Genomic DNA, 17,008 nt, shown 5'->3' with positions numbered 1-17,008 from the left:
AGTGCCCGATGCCCGACCCCGCCCTCCGGGCCAACGCGCGCCGGAACCGCGAGCGGCTGCTCGCCGCGGCCGAGGAAGTGGTGACCGAACGGGGTACCAGCGCGTCGCTGCGGGACATCGCCCGGCGCGCCGAGGTCGGGATCGGCACCCTCTACCGGCACTTCCCGACCCGCGAGGCGCTGCTCGAGGCGTTGATGCAGGAACGGTTCGAACGGCTACAGGCCCGGGCCGACGAACTCCTCGGCGAGCCGCCCTACCGGGCGGTCGTGACCTGGTTGCGCGACCTCGCGGCCGCGTCGGCGACGGTCCACGGCCTGCCGGACGCGGTCCTGTCTGCGCTGCGGGACCGGGACTCGGCCCTGCACGCCGCCTGCGACGGGATGCGGACGGCCGGCGCCCGGCTGCTGGAGCGCGCCCAGTCGGCCGGCGCGATCCGGGCCGACCTCACGCCGAGCGACCTGCTCGCCCTCACCGCCGGGCTCGCCTGGGCCAGCGACTACGCCGAGGACAAGGAGGCTCGCTTGGAGCGCCTGTTCGCCGTCATGGAGACCGGCCTCGCGAGCTGATCTTGTCCGGCCGGCTGTCGCGGGGTCAGTCGGCCGGGTTGGTGAGGCCGTAGGCGAGTTCGATGCCGGTCGGGGTTCCGGTCTCGTCGGTGATCCCGAGCTGGCGGAGCAGGCCGAGGTTCAGGTCGAGATCGCGGCGCTCGACCTCTTCGACCAGGGCGATCGCAGCCGGGTGCATGGCGCCCTCGGCCGGGTCGGAGCCGTCGAAGGTCCAGCTGGCGACGATCTCCTCACGCGCGGGCAGGGTGCCGACCTCGACCCGGTGGCCGGGCACGGCGAAGCCGGGATCCGGCTCGCGGGCCACCGGCCAGCTCAGCACGAGCTGGACCTGCTCCGGGTTCCGGGCGGAGCGGATGGTCGACCAGAAGTCGCCGGTCGGCTGGTTCCCGGCGGCGGCCAGGGCCTGCCAGAGGGCGCCGAACGCCTGGTTCGCCGGCTCGTCGTCGTTCCACTCCCGGGCGTCGTCGTCGGCACTCATCTCCACCAGCACGCCCGCGTACGGCTGCGGTGGCGCGGACCGGTGCTCGACGGCGACCTCCGTGTCGAGGTCGGTCAGCACCCGCCGGGCCTGCTCGGCGGCCAGGTCCTCGGCCCGCCGCGCCGCCGCGACCCGCTCCCGATGGTGGTCCAGCAGCTCGGCCGCCCGGTCCGGTGCCGCGGTGGCCACCTCGGCCAGCGGCACGCCGGCGTCCCGCAGCGCCTTGATCATGATCGCGTCCCGGAGCTGCCCGGCGGCGTAGCGCCGGTAGCCCGAGGGGGAGGGTCAATCGTCAGTGCGGCAGGGCATGATGCTGGATATGACAACGCCAGAGAGCGCGACCGGGTCCCATCGTCAGGATCTGGTGCAGCGCTACTTCGAGGGATTCCGCCGCAGTGATCATGAGGCGATCCTGGCCCTGCTCACCGACGACGTGATCTGGGACCTGCCCGGATTCCGCCACCTGCAAGGGAAAGCGGCGTTCGACGGCGAGATCGAGAACGAGGCCTTCAGCGGCAGTCCGACCTTGATCGTCGACCGGCTGATCGAAGGCGCCGACGCGGTGGTCGCGCTGGGCACCGGGCAGGGCACGTTCGTCGACGGCCGGGTGCACCGGTTCGCGTTCAATGACGTCTTCACCTTCGCGGGCGACAAGATCAGCCGGGTCGAGTCCTACCTGGTTCCGCTGGCCGCCGCATGAACGAGCCCGACCGGGCCGACCTGCTGCACTACCTGCAGGCTCAGCGCGACAGCGTCGTGGCGATCGTGGACGGGCTCGACGACGCCGCGCTGAACCGGACGGTGGTGCCGAGCGGCTGGACGCCGGCGTCCATGATCATGCACCTGACCGGTGCCGAGCGCTACTGGTGTCACGGCCTGCTCGCGGGCGCGGAGGTCGGGCCGGACCCGGTCGGGATCGGCCCGGTGCAGGCCTATCGCGAGCAGTGGGTGCGGTCGGACCGGGTGCTGGCCGGGCTGGCGCTGACCGACCGGCCGCGCGGTCCGGTGCCGCCCGAGCACGTACCGCTCTCTGATTCGGTACGGACCGTGCTGCTGCACCTGATCGAGGAGACCGCACGGCACGCCGGGCATCTCGACGTGGCCCGCGAACTGATCGACGGCGCCACCGGCCTCGGTCCCCGCTGACCGGCACCGGTTGCGCCCAAAGGGGTCAGCGCGGGAACGGTAACGGGGTCTGGACGCCGAAGATCATCACGAGGAGGGCGCTGATCAGCAGCATGATCACGGAGATGATCAGCGAGAACAGCACCACCCCGAACGCGGCGAAGAAGCCGAACTTGATGGCGGTGCCGGCACCGATGATCACCTTGGTCTCGGACGGCTGCTGATACGGGTTGCTCATGCCTTCGTACGCTAGCGGTCCGGGATCAGACTTTCCGGATTCGTACCCACTTCACTCGGTGGTCGGAATCCTTGCGCAGGATTGCCGTCGCGCGGCCCCGGGTCGGGCGGATGTTGGTCCACAGGTTCGGCCCGTTGATCGAGTCCCAGATCCGGCCGGCCTCCGCGACCGCCTCCTCCTCGGTGAGCCGGCCGTATTTGGTGAAGTACGAGCGCGGGTCCTGGAACGCGGTGTCGCGGAGGGACAGGAAGCGCTGGATGTACCAGTCCCGGACGTCGACCGGGTCGGCGTCGACGTACACGGAGAAGTCGAAGAAGTCGCTCACCGCGAGACCGGTGGTGCCGTCGGCGCGGACGCGGGCCGGCTGCAGCACGTTGAGGCCTTCGATGATCATGATGTCCGGCCGCCGGACCACGGCCTGCTCATCCGGCACGATGTCGTACGACAGGTGTGAGTAGACCGGCGCGGTGACCTCCTCCTTGCCGGACTTCACGTCGATCACGAACCGGAGCAGCGCCCGGCGGTCGTACGACTCGGGGAAGCCCTTCCGGTGCATCAGGCCGCGGCGTTCCAGCTCGGCGTTCGGCAGCAGGAAGCCGTCGGTGGTGATCAGGGTGACCCGCGGATGCTCCGGCCAGCCGGCCAGCAACTCGCGGAGCAGCCGGGCCATCGTCGACTTGCCGACCGCGACCGACCCGGCGACCCCGATCACGAACGGCGTCCGATCCACCGAGAGCCGGAGGAACTCGTTGGTCGAGCGATACAGGTTGCCGGTGTGCCGGACGTACTCGCTGAGCAGTCTGGTCAGCGGCAGGTAGACCTCACTGACATCGATCAGCCGAGTCGGGTCGCGCAGGCCGCGCAGCTTCTCCAGGGTCGCTGCATCGAGGGTGAGTGGCGTGGACGCCGCCAACTCAGCCCAATCGGCCCGGTCGCGCTCCACATAGGGGCCGAGGCCGTTGCCGTTGCCGTTTCCGGTGAACCGCTGAACCACAAGGAAGCATTCTGCCGAATCGGCGCCGTCGGTACGAAACCAGGATCATCCGCGGGCCAGGGTGACGACGCCGTTGACCAGGCCGAAGAGGAGGATCGTCACCCCCATCAGTGGTCCGACCCACCGGCTGGTCGGGTGTTCCTGCCCCTTGATCCGGTACGCCAGCCAGGCCAGCCCGGCGACCTGGACCAGGCCGAGCAGCACCAGCCCCCAGCCGCCGAAGATCCAGGCCAGGCTGAGGAAGTGCAGCGCCACCACGACCGCCACCCACCAGGCCATCCAGCGGCGCGCGCCCAACCGGGCGAACACCAGGCAGCCGATCCCGGCCGCCGCCACCTCGATGCCGACGACGATCCCGAAGCGCATCCGGCCCGTCTCGTTCAGCGCCGTCGGATCGCCCCAGTGCAAGCCGGTGTAGACGCCGAAGCCGGCGGCCAGCAGGACGCCGAGCACCGAGCCGGCGATCAGCAGCGGCTTGGTCCGCGGCGGCGGCGCCTCCTGGGCCCAGCCGAACCAGACCATCGCCATCAGCCCGAACCAGGCCGACGTGAACGCGGAGTCCCGCAGCATTTCCAGCATGCCGTTTCCCCTTACGTGGAGCGGCCCGAATTCTTCCACTGACCGGCGGACGGAGCATCACCGCGCAAGGGTTCGGAGTCCACTAGCCTGTCGGGCATGTGTGGAATCGTCGGATACGTCGGAACCAAGCCCGCCGGCTCGGTCGTGGTCGAGGGACTGCGACGGCTCGAATATCGCGGGTACGACTCCGCCGGGGTAGCCGTGGTGGACGAGGGGGACACCCGGACGCTCCGCTGTGTCAAGAAGGCCGGCAAGATCGCCAACCTGGACAAGGAACTCGCCGATCAGCCGCTGCCGCTGACCGGCCAGGGCATCGGGCACACCCGGTGGGCGACCCACGGCGCACCGAACGACACCAACGCGCACCCGCACCTGTCCGCCGACGGCCGGGTCGCCGTGGTGCACAACGGCATCATCGAGAACTTCGCGGCGCTGCGGGCCGAACTGGTCGCCGCCGGGATCCCGCTCAGCTCCGACACCGACACCGAGACCGTCGCCCACCTGATCGGCCGGCTGCTGAACGAGGGGGTCGACCTGGCCACCGCGATGCGCCGGGTCTGCGTCCGGCTGGACGGCGCGTTCACGCTGGTCGCCGTCGACCGGGACACCCCGGACCTGGTGGTCGGCGCCCGCCGCAACTCGCCGCTGGTGGTCGGCGTCGGGGAGGGCGAGAACTTCCTCGCCTCAGACGTGGCCGCCTTCATCGAGCACACCCGGGACGCGATCGAGCTGGGCCAGGACCAGGTCGTCCAGATCACGTCGGCCGGGGTGACGGTGACCGACTTCGAGGGCCGGCCGGCCGACGTGCGGCCGTACCACGTCGACTGGGACCTGACCGCCGCCCAGAAGGACGGCTACGACTGGTTCATGCGCAAGGAGATCTACGAGCAGCCGGACGCGGTCGCGAACACGCTGCTCGGCCGGCACTCCAAGGAGGGCAAGCTGGTCCTGGACGAGCTGCGGATGTCCGAGGACGACCTGCGCAAGATCGACAAGATCATCATCATCGCCTGCGGTACGGCGTTCTATGCGGGCCTGGTCGCGAAGTACGCGATCGAGCACTGGACCCGGCTGCCCTGCGAGGTCGAGCTGGCCCACGAGTTCCGCTACCGGGACCCGATCGTCGGGCCGAACACGCTGGTCGTCTGCATCTCGCAGTCCGGTGAGACGGCCGACTCGCTGATGGCGGTCCGGCACGCCCGGGAGCAGAAGGCGCGGGTGCTGGCGATCTGCAACACCAACGGCTCCACCATCCCGCGGGAGTCCGACGCGGTGATCTACACCCATGCCGGGCCCGAGATCGGGGTCGCGTCGACCAAGGGCTTCATGACCCAGCTGGTTGCCTGCTACGTGCTGGGGCTCTACCTGGCCCAGGTGCGCGGCACCAAGTTCGACGACGAGATCGCCGCCACCGTGGCCGAGCTGCAGGGGATGCCGGCCGCGATCCAGTCCGTACTGGACGACATCGAACCGGTGATCAAGCTCGCCGAGGAGTTCGCCGACGAGCCGTCGGTGCTGTTCCTCGGCCGGCACGTCGGCTACCCGGTCGCCCTCGAGGGTGCGCTGAAGCTCAAGGAGCTCGCGTACATCCATGCCGAGGGCTTCGCGGCCGGCGAGCTGAAGCACGGCCCGATCGCCCTGATCGATGATCAACTTCCGGTGTTCGTGGTGGTGCCGCCGCGCGGCCGTGATCAACTGCACGACAAGGTGGTCTCCAACATCCAGGAGATCCGGGCCCGCGGCGCGCGGACCATCGTGCTCGCCGAGTTCGATGACGAGGCCGTCGAGCCATACGCGGATCTCATGATCAAACTCCCCAAGGTGTCCACCCTGCTGCAACCGATGCTCGCCGTGGTGCCGCTGCAGGTGTTCGCCTGCGAGCTGGCCACCCGGAAGGGTCACGACGTCGACCAGCCGCGCAACCTGGCCAAGTCGGTCACGGTCGAGTGAAACCACCCCACGACGTTCTTCTCCTCCGCTGCGCTCCCCCGAACAACGCCGCGGGGACCCCGGGATGATCATCGGGGTCGGGATCGACGTCTGCGACGTGTCCCGGTTTGCCGAGACGATCGAGCGCCGGCCGGGCTTGATCCATCGGCTGTTCACGCCGGCCGAGGCGAAGAAGTCGACCGCCTCGCTGGCCGCGCGGTTCGCCGCCAAGGAGGCGCTGGCCAAGGCGCTCGGTGCACCGAGCGGCATGATCTGGACCGATGCCGAGGTGATCACCGACGCCGAGGGGCGACCGTCCTTCAAGATCATCGGTACGGTCGCCGCCCGGGCCGAACAGCTCGGTGTCGGCACCATCCACCTCTCCATCTCGCACGACGCCGGGATCGCCTCGGCCATGGTCGTCTGCGAGGGCTGACCGGGCCCGGATCCCGTCAGCCGGCGGTCACGGTTCCCGCATGACCTGGAAGGTGGCACGCTCTCGCCAGCTGATGGCGGCGACCGCCCTGGACACCTCGGATCTGGCCTCGTGGCACCACGTGATCGGGATCCGCGGCCAGTAGCCCTGCCCGGCGGCGTCGACCAGCAGCAGCCGGATCGGAATCTCCGCTCGGGCCGGGCAGACCTCGTGCCAGCCGGATTGTCCGTCGTCCGGCAGGGACAGCGCCTGCGACAGGTCGTCCGACGGTGTGCCGACGAGTTCCTCGACCGTGTAGCCGAGCCGTCCGTCCTTGCGAGTCTCCGGCCCGTCGACCACGCACCGGATCACCTGGGTCGGCACGAAGTCCGCCGGAGGCAGTCCGCCGGCGTACTGGTCGTCCGGCACCTGCGGGTGGATCAGCCCGTCGCCGTCGCGCGGACACTCGCCCTTCACCAGCGGCGCCGGCGTCGGTGCCGGCCGTGGGCTCCAGCCGGTGTCCGTGCCACAGCCGTACGTGATCATGAGGAGCGCCACCAACCAGCATCCCCGCAGCCGTCGAGCCATGCCTCGACGGTAGATCTCCGGCGAGCCTGCCGGGGTGTCCCGGTCAGGATCGCTGCTTGATCGTGAACTTCGCCGTGACCCGCCAGGGCAAGGCCTCGATCGCGCGGCGGACCTCCGCCAGCGGCCGGTGGCACGGCGTGACCGGGATGCGTGGCCGGTACCCGCGCCCGGTCGCGTCGACCAGCAGGAGGTGGAGCGTCGGCTCCAGGTTCTCCGGGCAGCCGAAGTCGGCCCGCTCGGGCACCTCGTCGGGGAGGGCGAGCGCCGTCAGCAGCTCGGGGGTGACCGCGGCGGACGACTCGGTGACGTCGATGAGCTCGTACCCGTTCTGGTGTCGGCCCGGGCTGACGGTGCAGCGGACCACGGTGTCCGGGCGGAAGCCCTCGGGCGGCAACGAGCCGAGGTACGGATCGCCCTCATCAATGGGCCTCATCGGTTCGATCCCGTCGCGCGGACAGCGGCCGTCGACGAGCGGACGCTGGATCGGTACCGGCCGCGGCTCGGGCCGGGGCGGCACGGTGCAGCCGGCGATCGACAGGATGATGATCAACAGCACCCACCACAGCGACGTCCGGGCCATGGATCGAGCGTAGATACGCCGCGCCTCAGGGCCCCGGTTCGTGATCCGATCGAGTCGCACTCGTCACCTGCACGTCGGCACGGTCGAGCCGATTAGGCTCCCTGCTGTGGTGATGACCGACCGGCTCGGGGCGCTGAGCGAGGGCCGGCTCCAGGACGGGCTGGACCGGTTCGGGCTCGGCCGGCTGCTGCGCGCCGAGGTTGCGGCGACCGGCAACTTCGGGCAGAACGTCTTCCTCGACACCGATCGCGGCCGGTACGTGCTCCGCGGCAACCCGCTGACCCCGGGACAGTTCGCCCAGGAGTCCTTCTTCGCCCGCGTCTTTCATGATCATGGTGCGGTGCCGGCACCGTGGCCGTACCACCACGAATCGTCGGCCGATCTGTTCGGCTGGCCGTACGTGATCATGGGCAGGCTGGCCGGGTGGCAGGTCGCGGACGAGCAGGTCTATGCCGCGCTGCCGCCCGCCGGGCGGACCGAACTGGCGCGATCCCTGGGTGCGACGGCGGCCATGATCAGCGCGGTGACCGGCGAGCTCGCCGGTCACTGGAACCCGGAGACCGGTGCGGTCGAGCCGCTCGAACCGGACTGGGCGGGCTGGGTCACCGCGACCGTGCTGGAGACCCTGGACCGGGCGCTCGCCGTCAGTGCCGAGGACCGGGCCTGGGTGGTCGCGCTCCTCGACGACGCCGCCGACGCGCTGGCCGAGCCCTTCGCTCCCGTACTGCTGCACGGCGACTACAGCCGGCAGAACGTGACGGCCGCTCCCGTCGACGGCTGCTGGACCGTCACCGGGATCTATGACCTCGCCAGCGCCCACTACGGCCATCCGGACGAGGAGCTGACCCGCCAGTTCTGTTCCTATCTTGATCATGAACCCGGCTTGGCCCTGCCGTTCCTGGAGGCCGGGCTGTCGGGCCGGCCGAGTTTCGATCGCCGGCGGTTCCGGGTCCTGGTGGTGTTGGAACGGATCATGATCTGGGAGTGGGCGAAGCGGGCCGGCGCGGGCTGGTGGCCGCGGCAGCTTCCCTTCCGGCCCTGGCTCGAGCGCTATCTCGACGCCGTGCCCGAAGGGCGTTGAGCCCGGCCGACGACCGATGGTTGCCATGTACTCATATGTATATGTATAGTTCTGCGTATGCCGAACAAGACGATCTATGTCTCCGACAGCGACCAGGAGCTCTTCGCCCGGGCTCAGGAGCTGGCCGGAGGCAGCCTGTCCCAGGCGATCACGACCGCCCTCCGGAGGTATGTCGAGCTGGAGGAAGGCAAGCTGGAGGGCTTCGAGGAGATCGTCGTCAAGGTCGGCCTCGGCGTCGGCCGTAAGGTTCGGTTCTCCGGGCAGTTGCTGGCCGAATGGATGGACAGCACGGCGACGTCGGTGGCGACGATCAAGGTCTACCGGAGCCGTACCGGCAAGTTCGTGGTGCACACCGAACGGTCGCCGGAATGGAAGGACCAGTCCGAGAACGCCGAGAAATGGACCCAGGGCTGGCGGGCCTGGATCGGCAACCTGAGCGCCAACCAGAGCTGGAGCTTCACCGAGGGCGAATCGACCCTCGACGTGGTCGACACCGTCGAGGAACTGAAATCCAAGATCCCGGCCAAGCTGTACGACCTCGTGTCGTCGGCCCAAGATCATCCGCTGATCGAAGACCTGGACATCTGACCTAGGTCCACCCAGCCACACCACTCCACCGAGGGAACTGAGTCCGATCAAGGACGGGGCGCCCTCCGGTCTTCCGAGCCTGCCCACCTCGCACCCACACCTTGAAAGGCAGAGCCATGCCCACAGCCATCGAAGCCGTCGGCCTCCGCCGCAGCTATGGCGACCTGACCGTGCTCGAAGGAGTCGACCTCACCGTCGCCACCGGCACGATCTTCGCCCTGCTCGGCCCCAACGGCGCTGGCAAGACGACCACCGTCAACATCCTGTCCACCTTGATCACGCCGGACGAGGGCCGGGCCCGGGTCGCCGGGCACGACCTGGCCACCGAACCCGACGCGGTCCGTGCCGCGATCGGCGTCACCGGCCAGTTCTCCGCGGTCGACGGGCTGCTCACCGGGGCCGAGAACCTGCGGCTGATGGCCAGGCTGCACCACCTGGACCGGGCCGAGAGCGAGACGACGGTGGCCCGGCTGCTGGAGCAGTTCGATTTGGTCGATGCGGCCAAGAAGGCGGCCGTGACCTACTCCGGCGGCATGCGGCGCCGGCTCGACCTGGCGATGACCCTGGTCGGCAATCCCAAGATCATCTTCCTGGACGAACCGACCACCGGTCTCGACCCGCGCAGCCGGCGGACCATGTGGCAGATCATCCGGGAGCTGGTCGCCGGCGGCGTGACGATCTTCCTGACCACCCAGTACCTGGAGGAGGCCGACGAGTTGGCCGACCGGATCGCCGTCCTTGATCACGGCCGGCTGATCGCCGAGGGTACGGCGGCCGAGCTGAAGGGCCGGATCGCCGGCGGGCACCTGCTGCTCCGGTTCGGCGACGCCGAGGCGCTCGGCGCGGCAACGGTGGCGCTGGAGGGGTCGGTGCCGAATCTGGAGGCCCTCACCCTGCAGGTGCCCAGCGACGGCGGCGTCGGTTCGCTGCGCACGGTGCTGGACCGGCTGGACCGGTCCGGGGTGGAGATCGCCGAGCTCTCCGTACACACGCCTGATCTTGATGACGTCTTCCTGGCCCTCACCGGGCAGCCCAAAGAGTCCATGATCACGACCGAGAAGGAATCAGTCCGATGAGTACGCTCACGTACGCGGCCGCCGACACGATGGCGATGGCCCGCCGCAAGCTCCTGCACATCGTCCGCTATCCGAGCATGACCCTGCTGCTGATCGGGATGCCGATCATCTTCATGCTGCTCTTCGTGTACGTCTTCGGCGGCACCCTCGGGGCCGGCATCGGCGGCAGCCGCGGCGACTACCTCAACTATGTGGTGCCCGGGATCCTCGTGATGGGGGTCGCGGCCAGTGCCCAGGGGGTCGCGGTGTCCGCCGCGATGGACATGACCGAGGGGATCATCGCCCGGTTCCGGACGATGGCGATCTTCCGTCCGTCGGTGCTCGCCTCGCACGTGATCGGCGGCGTCGTCCAGACGTTGTTGATCTCCGCGGTGGTGATCGGCGTCGCCCTGCTGATCGGCTTCCGGTCGCCGGCCGGGCCGCTCCAGTGGCTCGGCGTGATCGGTGTGATCACCATGATCGGCTTCGCGCTGACCTGGCTCTGCGTCGCCCTCGGCCTGGCCGCGAAGACGGTCGAGTCGGCCAGCAACACGCCGATGCCGCTGACCCTGCTTCCCTTCCTGGGCAGCGGATTCGTGCCGACCGAATCGATGCCGGTCGGGCTCCGCTGGTTCGCCGAGTACCAGCCGTTCACGCCGATCATGGAGACCCTGCGCGGCCTGCTCTTCGGAACCCCGATCGGGTACAGCTGGATCCTGGCCATCGGCTGGTGCCTGGTGATCTCGGTCGGCGGCTTCCTCTGGTCCCGGCACCTGTACCGCCGCGACCCCAGCCGCTGACGGATCGGGTCAGGCCGGCAGGAACAGGTCGAGCAGGCGGCGGCAGCGGGGCGGGTCCTCGGTGAGGCCGTGCCTCAGACCCCAGAAGAGGTAGTCGGCGGCGCGGAAGATCACCCAGCAGCGGGCCCGCTCCGGCCGCAGCTCCGCCACCTCGACCACGGTCCGAAGATGATCATGCACCGCCTGGTCGGTCATCTCGTCCAGCCGGCTCCACAGGATCCGGGCGAGGTCGTACTCGATGTCGCCGCGGATCAGCAGCGGATCGACCACCAGCCAGGGCTCCCGCTCGCCGGCCAGCACCTGGTCGTAGTGCAGGTCGCCGTTCACCGCCCGGTCCTCGCCGGGCTCGGTGATCAACCGGTCGGTCGCCTCCCGGACGCCGTCGAGCAGGCGGTCCGGGAACGGCCGGCCGAGGTCCGCCCACTCCCGGCCGAACCGCTCGGCCCCGTTGCGCAGCCAGGAGTCCGTCGTCGGTACGTCCTCGGGCGGGTCGACCGCCAGCCGCCGCATCACCCCGGCGATAATCGGCACCGCCTCCGCCAGCGGCAGCGCGGACAGCGAACGCGCGCCGTCCAATCGCTCCAGCAGCATCGCCCCGGCGGCCGGATCCGTCTCGTGCAACAGGACCGTGCCGCGACCGGCCCAGAACTCCAGCGCCGCGACCTGCGCCGGCAGCTCCTGATCATCGGGCGGGTTCAGCCGGAGGGCGTACGGCCGCCCGTCCCGCCGGACCGGCAGCACCAGCGCGTTCGAGCCGTGCCGGGCCGGCCCGTCGACGGTGAGCCGCAGTCGATCGCAGGTCTCGGTGATCAACTCCGGCAGCCGGTCCAGCCAGGCGGTGCCGTCGTGCCACCACCGCGGCATGGCGCGAAAGCTCTCCGGAATCTCCACCATGGGCGACCACTCTAGGAGAACCCTCCGGGCAGTCCTGAGTGAATATCCGCCGCGAGGAACCGGCGACCACTCACTCCGCATCGCACGGGCCGTCCTAACCTGGGCCGCATGGAACAGCGCGCCTATTCGACGGCCACGGTCCGCGAGGTGGAGCAGGTCGAGATCGACCGCAGCGGTTCTGCGCTGATGCTTCGGGCCTCGGCCGGAGTCGCGGCAGTCGTCCGGCGGGAGTTGGCCATGACCCGGGGTCGGGTCTACGGGGCACAGGTGTTGATCTTGGTCGGTGGTGGCAACAACGGCGGCGACGCCCTGTACGCCGGTGCGATGCTGGCCCGCCGCGGTGCCCGGGTGCTGGCCGTCCGCTGCCTCGGCACGCCCCATTCCGGCGGCCTGGCCGCGTTCGAGCAGGCCGGCGGACGGCTGGTCGCGCTGCCGGAGGTCCCGGACCAGCCCTGGGATCTCGCGATCGACGGGATCCTCGGCATCGGCGGCCGGCCGGGGCTGCCGGCGCCGGTGGCCGAACTGGCCGGAAGCCTGGCCGGGAAGGGGATTCCGGTGATCGCGGTCGATCTGCCGTCGGGCGTCGACAGCGACTCCGGGGCCGTCGGTGATCACTGGATCCGGGCCCGCCGGACGGTGACCTTCGGCGCCCGCAAGCCGTGTCACCTGGTCGAGCCCGGCCGGTCGGCCACCGGTGAGTTGACCATGATCGACATCGGCCTCGACTTCGCCGCGGCCCGGCCCGAGCTGATCGCGCTCGACGTCGCCGGACTGGCCGCCCTGTGGCCGTACCCGGGACGACACGTCGACAAGTACGCGCGCGGGGTGGTCGGCCTGGACACCGGCTCGGACAGCTATCCGGGCGCCGGACTGCTGTCGACGCTCGGCGCCGTGTACTCGGGCGCCGGGATGGTCCGGTTCCTCGGCGCCGATCACCCGACGTCGCTGGTCGGCGCTGAACTCCCGAACGTCGTGTTCGCCCCGGGCCGGGTGCAGGCGCACGTGTTCGGTTCCGGCTGGGGCGACCGGCCGGACGGTGCGCGATTGATCAAGGACGCGCTGGACGCCGGCACCCCAGCCGTGGTCGACGCGGACGGGCTGCGCCTGCTGCCGGACCGGCTGCCGTCGAGCTGGCTGCTCACGCCGCACGCCGGCGAACTGGCCCGGCTGCTGGGCTGGGAACGGTCGGCGGTCGAGGCGGCACCGATCCGGGCGGTCCGGGCCGGCGCCGAGCAGACCGGCGCGACGGTGCTGCTCAAGGGCGCCACCCAACTCGTCGCCTCGCCCGACACGGCACCGGTCTGGGTCGCCCTGCCCGGACCCTCCTGGACCGCGCAGGCCGGCTCCGGCGATGTGCTGGCCGGGATCTGCGGCACCCTGCTCGCGGCCGGGCAGCCCGCGTTCCGGGCCGGCCAGCTGGCCGCCTCGCTGCAGGCCTACGCCGCGACCCGGCACCCGGGGCCCCGGCCGCCGCAGGACCTGGCCCGGCTGCTTCCGGAGACGATCGCCCAGCTGGCCGAGACGGCACGCATCGGGACCGGACGGTCCGACTGACCCGCCCACGGCTGCGGTAGAAAGGACCTCGTGGATCATCAGACCGCGAGCGCCGAGATCGATCTCGCCGCGATCCGGCGCAATGTCGGCACGCTGCGGGACCTGGTCGCGCCGGCGGCCGTGATGGTCGTGGTCAAGGCGGACGGGTACGGGCACGGCATGGTGCGGGCCGCCGAGGCCGCCCGAGCGGCGGGCGCCGACTGGCTCGGGGCGGCGATCCCGGACGAGGCCCTCGGGCTGCGCGCGGCGGGCGACACCGGCCGGGTGCTCTGCTGGCTGTACGGGCCCGACGAGGACCTGACCCCGCTGGTCGCCGCCGACGTCGACGTGTCGATCCAGTCCGTCGACCAGCTGGCCCGAGTGGCCGCGGCCGCGGAGAGCACCGGCCACCTCGCGCGGGTCCATCTCAAGATCGACACCGGCCTGACCCGGAACGGCTGCGACGCCGCCGACTGGCCCGCGCTCTGCGCCGCGGCCCGCACGACCCAGGAACGGGGCGGGGTCGAGGTGGTCGCGGTCTGGTCCCACCTGGCCGCCGCCGACGAGCCCGGCCATCCCTCGGTCCCGCTCCAGCAGCAGGCCTTCGACGCCGCGTACCAGCAGGCGCGCGCGGCCGGCCTCGACCCGCAGCGGCACCTGGCCAACTCGGCCGGCGCGATGATCCTGCCGGACGCCCGCTTCGACCTAGTCCGGATCGGCATCGCCGCGTACGGCATCGAACCGGCCCCCGGCCTGGCGAAGCTGGCCGGCATCACGCTCACACCGGCGATGACGCTGCGGGCCCAGCTGGCGAACGTGCACGCGATCGGACCCGGCGTCTCGATCTCGTACGGCTGCCGCTGGACCTCCACCGAGGACACCGTGGTCGGCCTGGTGCCGCTCGGCTACGGCGACGGCGTGCCACGGCACGGCACCAACCGGATCGAGGTCGAGGTGGCCGGCCGCCGGGCGCCGAACCGGGGCACGGTCTGCATGGACCAGTTCGTCGTCGATCTCGGACCCGACGGCGGCAAGCTCGGCGACGAGGCGGTCCTGTTCGGGCCCGGCACGGCCGGCGAACCGACCGCCGAGGACTGGGCCGATTGGTGCGGCACGATCGCGTACGAGATCGTCACGCGGATCGGCGCCCGGGTGCCGCGGCGCTACCGGAACGGTACGGACTGATGGCCAAGCCACGCCCGCAACCGACGCCTCGCCCGCGCCCGACGCCGCGCCGGCCACCGACACCGAGCGCCGACCCGGCCCGCCGCGCGGCGACCCCGCCGGCCCGGTCGGGGATCGGGGTCGGCGAGGGCCTCGGGCTGCTGGCCGGATTCGCCGCCCTGGCCGCCGGTGGGATCGCGGCCGGCCTGGAACTGGAACGCCGGTTCGTCAGCAAGCGGATCCACCGCCGCTCCGACCGCGCCGACGAGGAATTCTTCGGGCTGCGGTCCGACGGCCCGATCCTCACCACGGCCGACGGGGTGCTGCTGCACACCGAGATCGACGAGCCGGACACGGACGACCCGGACCGGCCGACGCTGGTCTTCGTCCACGGCTACGCCCTGAGCCTGGACTGCTGGCACTTCCAGCGGAAGTACTTCCGCGGCCGCTACCGGCAGATCTTCTACGACCAGCGCTCGCACGGCCGGTCCGGCCGGTCCGACCCGGAACGCTGCCGGATCCCGCAGCTCGCCGATGATCTTGCCGCCGTGCTCGACGAACTGGCCGGCGACCGCCCGGTGATCTTGATCGGCCACTCGATGGGCGGCATGACGATCATGCACCTGGCCCAGACCCGGCCGGAGTGGTTCGGCAGCCGGGTCCGCGGGGTGGCGCTGTTCGCCACGTCGGCGGGGGAGATGGCTGATCATTCGCCGATCCGAGCCCTGCCGGGCCGGGCCTTCTCCCGGATCGCGCAGCCGCTGATGGCGACACTGAACCGGATCCCGGAGCTGGTCGAGAAGGGGCGGCAGGCGGGCTCCGACATCGGCTACGTGGTGACCCGCCGGATGGCCTTCGGCTCGGCCGATCCGCCGGTCGCCTGGATCGAGTTCGTCAGCGAGATGCTCGGCCGGACCCCGCTCGAGGTTGTCGCCGATTTCTATCCGGCGTTCGCCGAACTCGACGAGTACGAGGCGCTCCGGGTGCTCCGGGGGATTCCGACCGCGGTCGTCGGCGGACTGGACGACGTGATCACGCCGATCGAGCACACCGACAAGATCATCGCGCTGCTCCCGGACGCCGAGTCGCACCGGCTGGAGCGCTGCGGCCATCTCGGCATCATCGACCGGCACAGCGAGATCAACCCGGTCCTGGACCGGCTGATCGCGCGGGCCCAGCAGGAGCCGGTGATCGATCAGGGGCGGGCTCTTGATCAGGATCGGGCCGGTGATCAGGAACCGGGACGCTGAGCCGCACCGCCCCGTGCGGCCGACCGGATGAGCGCGGCCGAGGACCGGCGGGCCGGATTGCTCCGCAGCGTCGGCCGGACCGGTACCGCCCGGTTGGCCGAGCTGGCCGACGAGTTCGGCGTCTCGAGCGCGACGATCCGGCGCGACGTCGAGGAACTCCGCCGGCGCGGCCGGCTGCTCCGCCGGCACGGTTCGGTCGAACTGGTGCCGCGCTCGGGCGGTCGTCGGGCGCCGCGGGCGGCCACGATCGGGATGATGCACTCCGACAACCGCTACCTGGCCCTGATCGCGCAGGCCGCCCGGCGCGAGGCGGAACGCCGTGATCACCGGTTCCTGATCGAGCCGGTGGAGACCCAGGCCGAGGCGGACCGGGCGGCCCGCCGGTTGATCAAGGCCGGCTGTCTCGGGCTGATCTACGCGCCGCAGTGGCGCAGCGAGGCCGAGCTGGCCGAACCGACGCCCTGGCTGGACCGGCTGACGGTGCCGGTGGTGCTCGGCGGCCGGGACGTCGATCCCGAACATCCGCTGTTCCGGCTCGACTCGGTGATCGCCGACCACGCGCACGGGATGCGGCTCGGCCTTGATCATCTTCAGCAGCTGGGCCACCGCAGGGTGGTGGCGACGATCCACGACGAGTCGCCGCCCGGCCGGCTGCTCCGGCGCTACTTCGTCGATCAGCTCGACCGGCGCGGGATGCCGCAGTTGCTGCCGCCGATGCTGACCCCGCCGCGGCCCAGCCCGGCGGCGCTGGCCCCGATCGTCGAGTCCGTGATCAAGGTCCGCGCCTCGGCGATCGTCGTGCACACAGATTCCACCGCGCAGGCCCTGGTGCCGCTGCTCCGGAAGGCCGGCGCGCGGGTGCCGGAGGACGTGTCGGTGCTGGCGTACGACGACATCGTGACGCCGGGCCCCGATCTCGCCCTGACCTCGATCTCGCCGCCGAAGCACGAGCTAGGCATCGAGGCCGTCTCGCTGCTGCTGCGCCGGCACCGGGTCCGCAGTGCCGGGCTCGACCCGCCACCGGTAGCTCACGTACGGCTGCTGCCGGTCCTGGTGGTCCGGACCTCGACCGGCCCCGCTGCCCGTACTCGCTGAGCGATTTGAGCGATTCGGCTCCCGCCGCCCGGCTCGGCGTCCTTAGCGTCGGTGCG

20 protein-coding genes are annotated in these 17,008 nt (G+C 71.0%); 13 read left to right on the top strand and 7 right to left on the bottom strand.

The window, feature by feature from the left end; genetic code table 11:
- Positions 1–8: 8 nt before the first annotated feature.
- The gene (locus tag ACFQU4_RS32650; protein WP_377500281.1) at positions 9–566 is read left to right on the top strand and encodes a TetR/AcrR family transcriptional regulator; all 558 of its coding nucleotides are present in this window, start codon (positions 9–11) and stop codon (positions 564–566) included.
- A gap of 25 nt (positions 567–591) precedes the next feature.
- Here the strand turns inward: ACFQU4_RS32650 and ACFQU4_RS32645 are convergent, their stop codons facing one another.
- Positions 592–1,275: a hypothetical protein gene (locus ACFQU4_RS32645; RefSeq protein ID WP_377500279.1), complete on the bottom strand. Its 684-nt coding sequence runs from the start codon at positions 1,273–1,275 to the stop codon at positions 592–594.
- A gap of 88 nt (positions 1,276–1,363) precedes the next feature.
- Between ACFQU4_RS32645 and ACFQU4_RS32640 the strand changes: the two genes are divergently transcribed.
- Together ACFQU4_RS32640 and ACFQU4_RS32635 are read left to right on the top strand one after the other, a co-directional pair.
- Positions 1,364–1,744 (top strand): nuclear transport factor 2 family protein, encoded by a 381-nt coding sequence (locus ACFQU4_RS32640; RefSeq protein WP_377500277.1) that lies wholly within the window; start codon positions 1,364–1,366, stop codon positions 1,742–1,744.
- Positions 1,741–2,190 (top strand): DinB family protein, encoded by a 450-nt coding sequence (locus ACFQU4_RS32635; RefSeq protein ID WP_377500275.1) that lies wholly within the window; start codon positions 1,741–1,743, stop codon positions 2,188–2,190. The genes ACFQU4_RS32640 and ACFQU4_RS32635 overlap by 4 nt, the downstream gene beginning before the upstream one ends.
- A 25-nt stretch (positions 2,191–2,215) precedes the next feature.
- Here the strand turns inward: ACFQU4_RS32635 and ACFQU4_RS32630 are convergent, their stop codons facing one another.
- From ACFQU4_RS32630 to ACFQU4_RS32620, 3 genes are read right to left on the bottom strand one after another with little or no spacing between them, the layout of a single operon-like run.
- The gene (locus tag ACFQU4_RS32630; protein WP_377500273.1) at positions 2,216–2,407 is read right to left on the bottom strand and encodes a hypothetical protein; all 192 of its coding nucleotides are present in this window, start codon (positions 2,405–2,407) and stop codon (positions 2,216–2,218) included.
- A gap of 25 nt (positions 2,408–2,432) precedes the next feature.
- Entirely contained in the window at positions 2,433–3,401 is a 969-nt protein-coding gene (gene coaA / locus ACFQU4_RS32625) for a type I pantothenate kinase (protein ID WP_377500271.1), read from the bottom strand.
- 45 nt (positions 3,402–3,446) lie between these two features.
- Complete coding sequence (locus ACFQU4_RS32620) at positions 3,447–3,980, bottom strand: hypothetical protein (protein ID WP_377500269.1); 534 nt, start codon at positions 3,978–3,980, stop codon at positions 3,447–3,449.
- Positions 3,981–4,076: 96 nt separating this feature from the next.
- On the opposite strand from ACFQU4_RS32620, the gene glmS reads away from it, so the two are divergent.
- Positions 4,077–5,930 (top strand): glutamine--fructose-6-phosphate transaminase (isomerizing), encoded by a 1,854-nt coding sequence (gene glmS, locus ACFQU4_RS32615; RefSeq protein WP_377500267.1) that lies wholly within the window; start codon positions 4,077–4,079, stop codon positions 5,928–5,930.
- 64 nt (positions 5,931–5,994) lie between these two features.
- A complete protein-coding gene (locus ACFQU4_RS32610; RefSeq protein WP_377500265.1) occupies positions 5,995–6,345 on the top strand; it encodes a holo-ACP synthase in 351 nt (116 codons plus the stop codon).
- Positions 6,346–6,372: 27 nt separating this feature from the next.
- Here the strand turns inward: ACFQU4_RS32610 and ACFQU4_RS32605 are convergent, their stop codons facing one another.
- Positions 6,373–6,912, bottom strand: a complete 540-nt coding sequence (locus ACFQU4_RS32605) for a hypothetical protein (RefSeq protein WP_377500263.1) — start codon at positions 6,910–6,912, stop codon at positions 6,373–6,375.
- Positions 6,913–6,955: 43 nt separating this feature from the next.
- Positions 6,956–7,492 (bottom strand): hypothetical protein, encoded by a 537-nt coding sequence (locus ACFQU4_RS32600; protein WP_377500261.1) that lies wholly within the window; start codon positions 7,490–7,492, stop codon positions 6,956–6,958.
- A gap of 112 nt (positions 7,493–7,604) precedes the next feature.
- Between ACFQU4_RS32600 and ACFQU4_RS32595 the strand changes: the two genes are divergently transcribed.
- The 4 genes from ACFQU4_RS32595 to ACFQU4_RS32580 all read left to right on the top strand — a co-directional run bounded on the left by ACFQU4_RS32595 (position 7,605) and on the right by ACFQU4_RS32580 (position 11,016).
- Positions 7,605–8,573, top strand: a complete 969-nt coding sequence (locus tag ACFQU4_RS32595) for a phosphotransferase family protein (RefSeq protein ID WP_377500352.1) — start codon at positions 7,605–7,607, stop codon at positions 8,571–8,573.
- 57 nt (positions 8,574–8,630) lie between these two features.
- Complete coding sequence (locus tag ACFQU4_RS32590; RefSeq protein ID WP_377500259.1) at positions 8,631–9,161, top strand: EXLDI protein; 531 nt, start codon at positions 8,631–8,633, stop codon at positions 9,159–9,161.
- A 116-nt stretch (positions 9,162–9,277) separates the two neighbouring features.
- Positions 9,278–10,237, top strand: a complete 960-nt coding sequence (locus tag ACFQU4_RS32585; RefSeq protein ID WP_377500257.1) for an ATP-binding cassette domain-containing protein — start codon at positions 9,278–9,280, stop codon at positions 10,235–10,237.
- Positions 10,234–11,016, top strand: a complete 783-nt coding sequence (locus ACFQU4_RS32580; RefSeq protein ID WP_377500255.1) for an ABC transporter permease — start codon at positions 10,234–10,236, stop codon at positions 11,014–11,016. Before ACFQU4_RS32585 ends, ACFQU4_RS32580 begins: the two co-directional genes overlap by 4 nt.
- 9 nt (positions 11,017–11,025) lie before the next feature.
- Here the strand turns inward: ACFQU4_RS32580 and ACFQU4_RS32575 are convergent, their stop codons facing one another.
- Positions 11,026–11,910, bottom strand: coding sequence for an aminoglycoside phosphotransferase family protein (locus ACFQU4_RS32575; protein WP_377500253.1), 885 nt, complete (start codon positions 11,908–11,910; stop codon positions 11,026–11,028).
- A gap of 108 nt (positions 11,911–12,018) precedes the next feature.
- On the opposite strand from ACFQU4_RS32575, the gene ACFQU4_RS32570 reads away from it, so the two are divergent.
- From ACFQU4_RS32570 to ACFQU4_RS32555, 4 genes are read left to right on the top strand one after another with little or no spacing between them, the layout of a single operon-like run.
- Positions 12,019–13,464, top strand: a complete 1,446-nt coding sequence (locus ACFQU4_RS32570) for a bifunctional ADP-dependent NAD(P)H-hydrate dehydratase/NAD(P)H-hydrate epimerase (protein WP_377500251.1) — start codon at positions 12,019–12,021, stop codon at positions 13,462–13,464.
- A gap of 30 nt (positions 13,465–13,494) precedes the next feature.
- Complete coding sequence (gene alr / locus ACFQU4_RS32565; protein WP_377500249.1) at positions 13,495–14,628, top strand: alanine racemase; 1,134 nt, start codon at positions 13,495–13,497, stop codon at positions 14,626–14,628.
- Entirely contained in the window at positions 14,628–15,857 is a 1,230-nt protein-coding gene (locus ACFQU4_RS32560) for an alpha/beta fold hydrolase (protein WP_377500247.1), read from the top strand. Before alr ends, ACFQU4_RS32560 begins: the two co-directional genes overlap by 1 nt.
- Before the next feature lie 27 nt (positions 15,858–15,884).
- A complete protein-coding gene (locus ACFQU4_RS32555; RefSeq protein WP_377500245.1) occupies positions 15,885–16,952 on the top strand; it encodes a substrate-binding domain-containing protein in 1,068 nt (355 codons plus the stop codon).
- The last annotated feature ends 56 nt before the right edge of the window (positions 16,953–17,008 follow it).

Source organism: Microlunatus sp. GCM10028923 (assembly GCF_042666975.1).
Lineage (GTDB): Bacteria > Actinomycetota > Actinomycetes > Propionibacteriales > Propionibacteriaceae > Microlunatus.
This window is presented reverse-complemented; position numbering and strand designations above follow the sequence as displayed.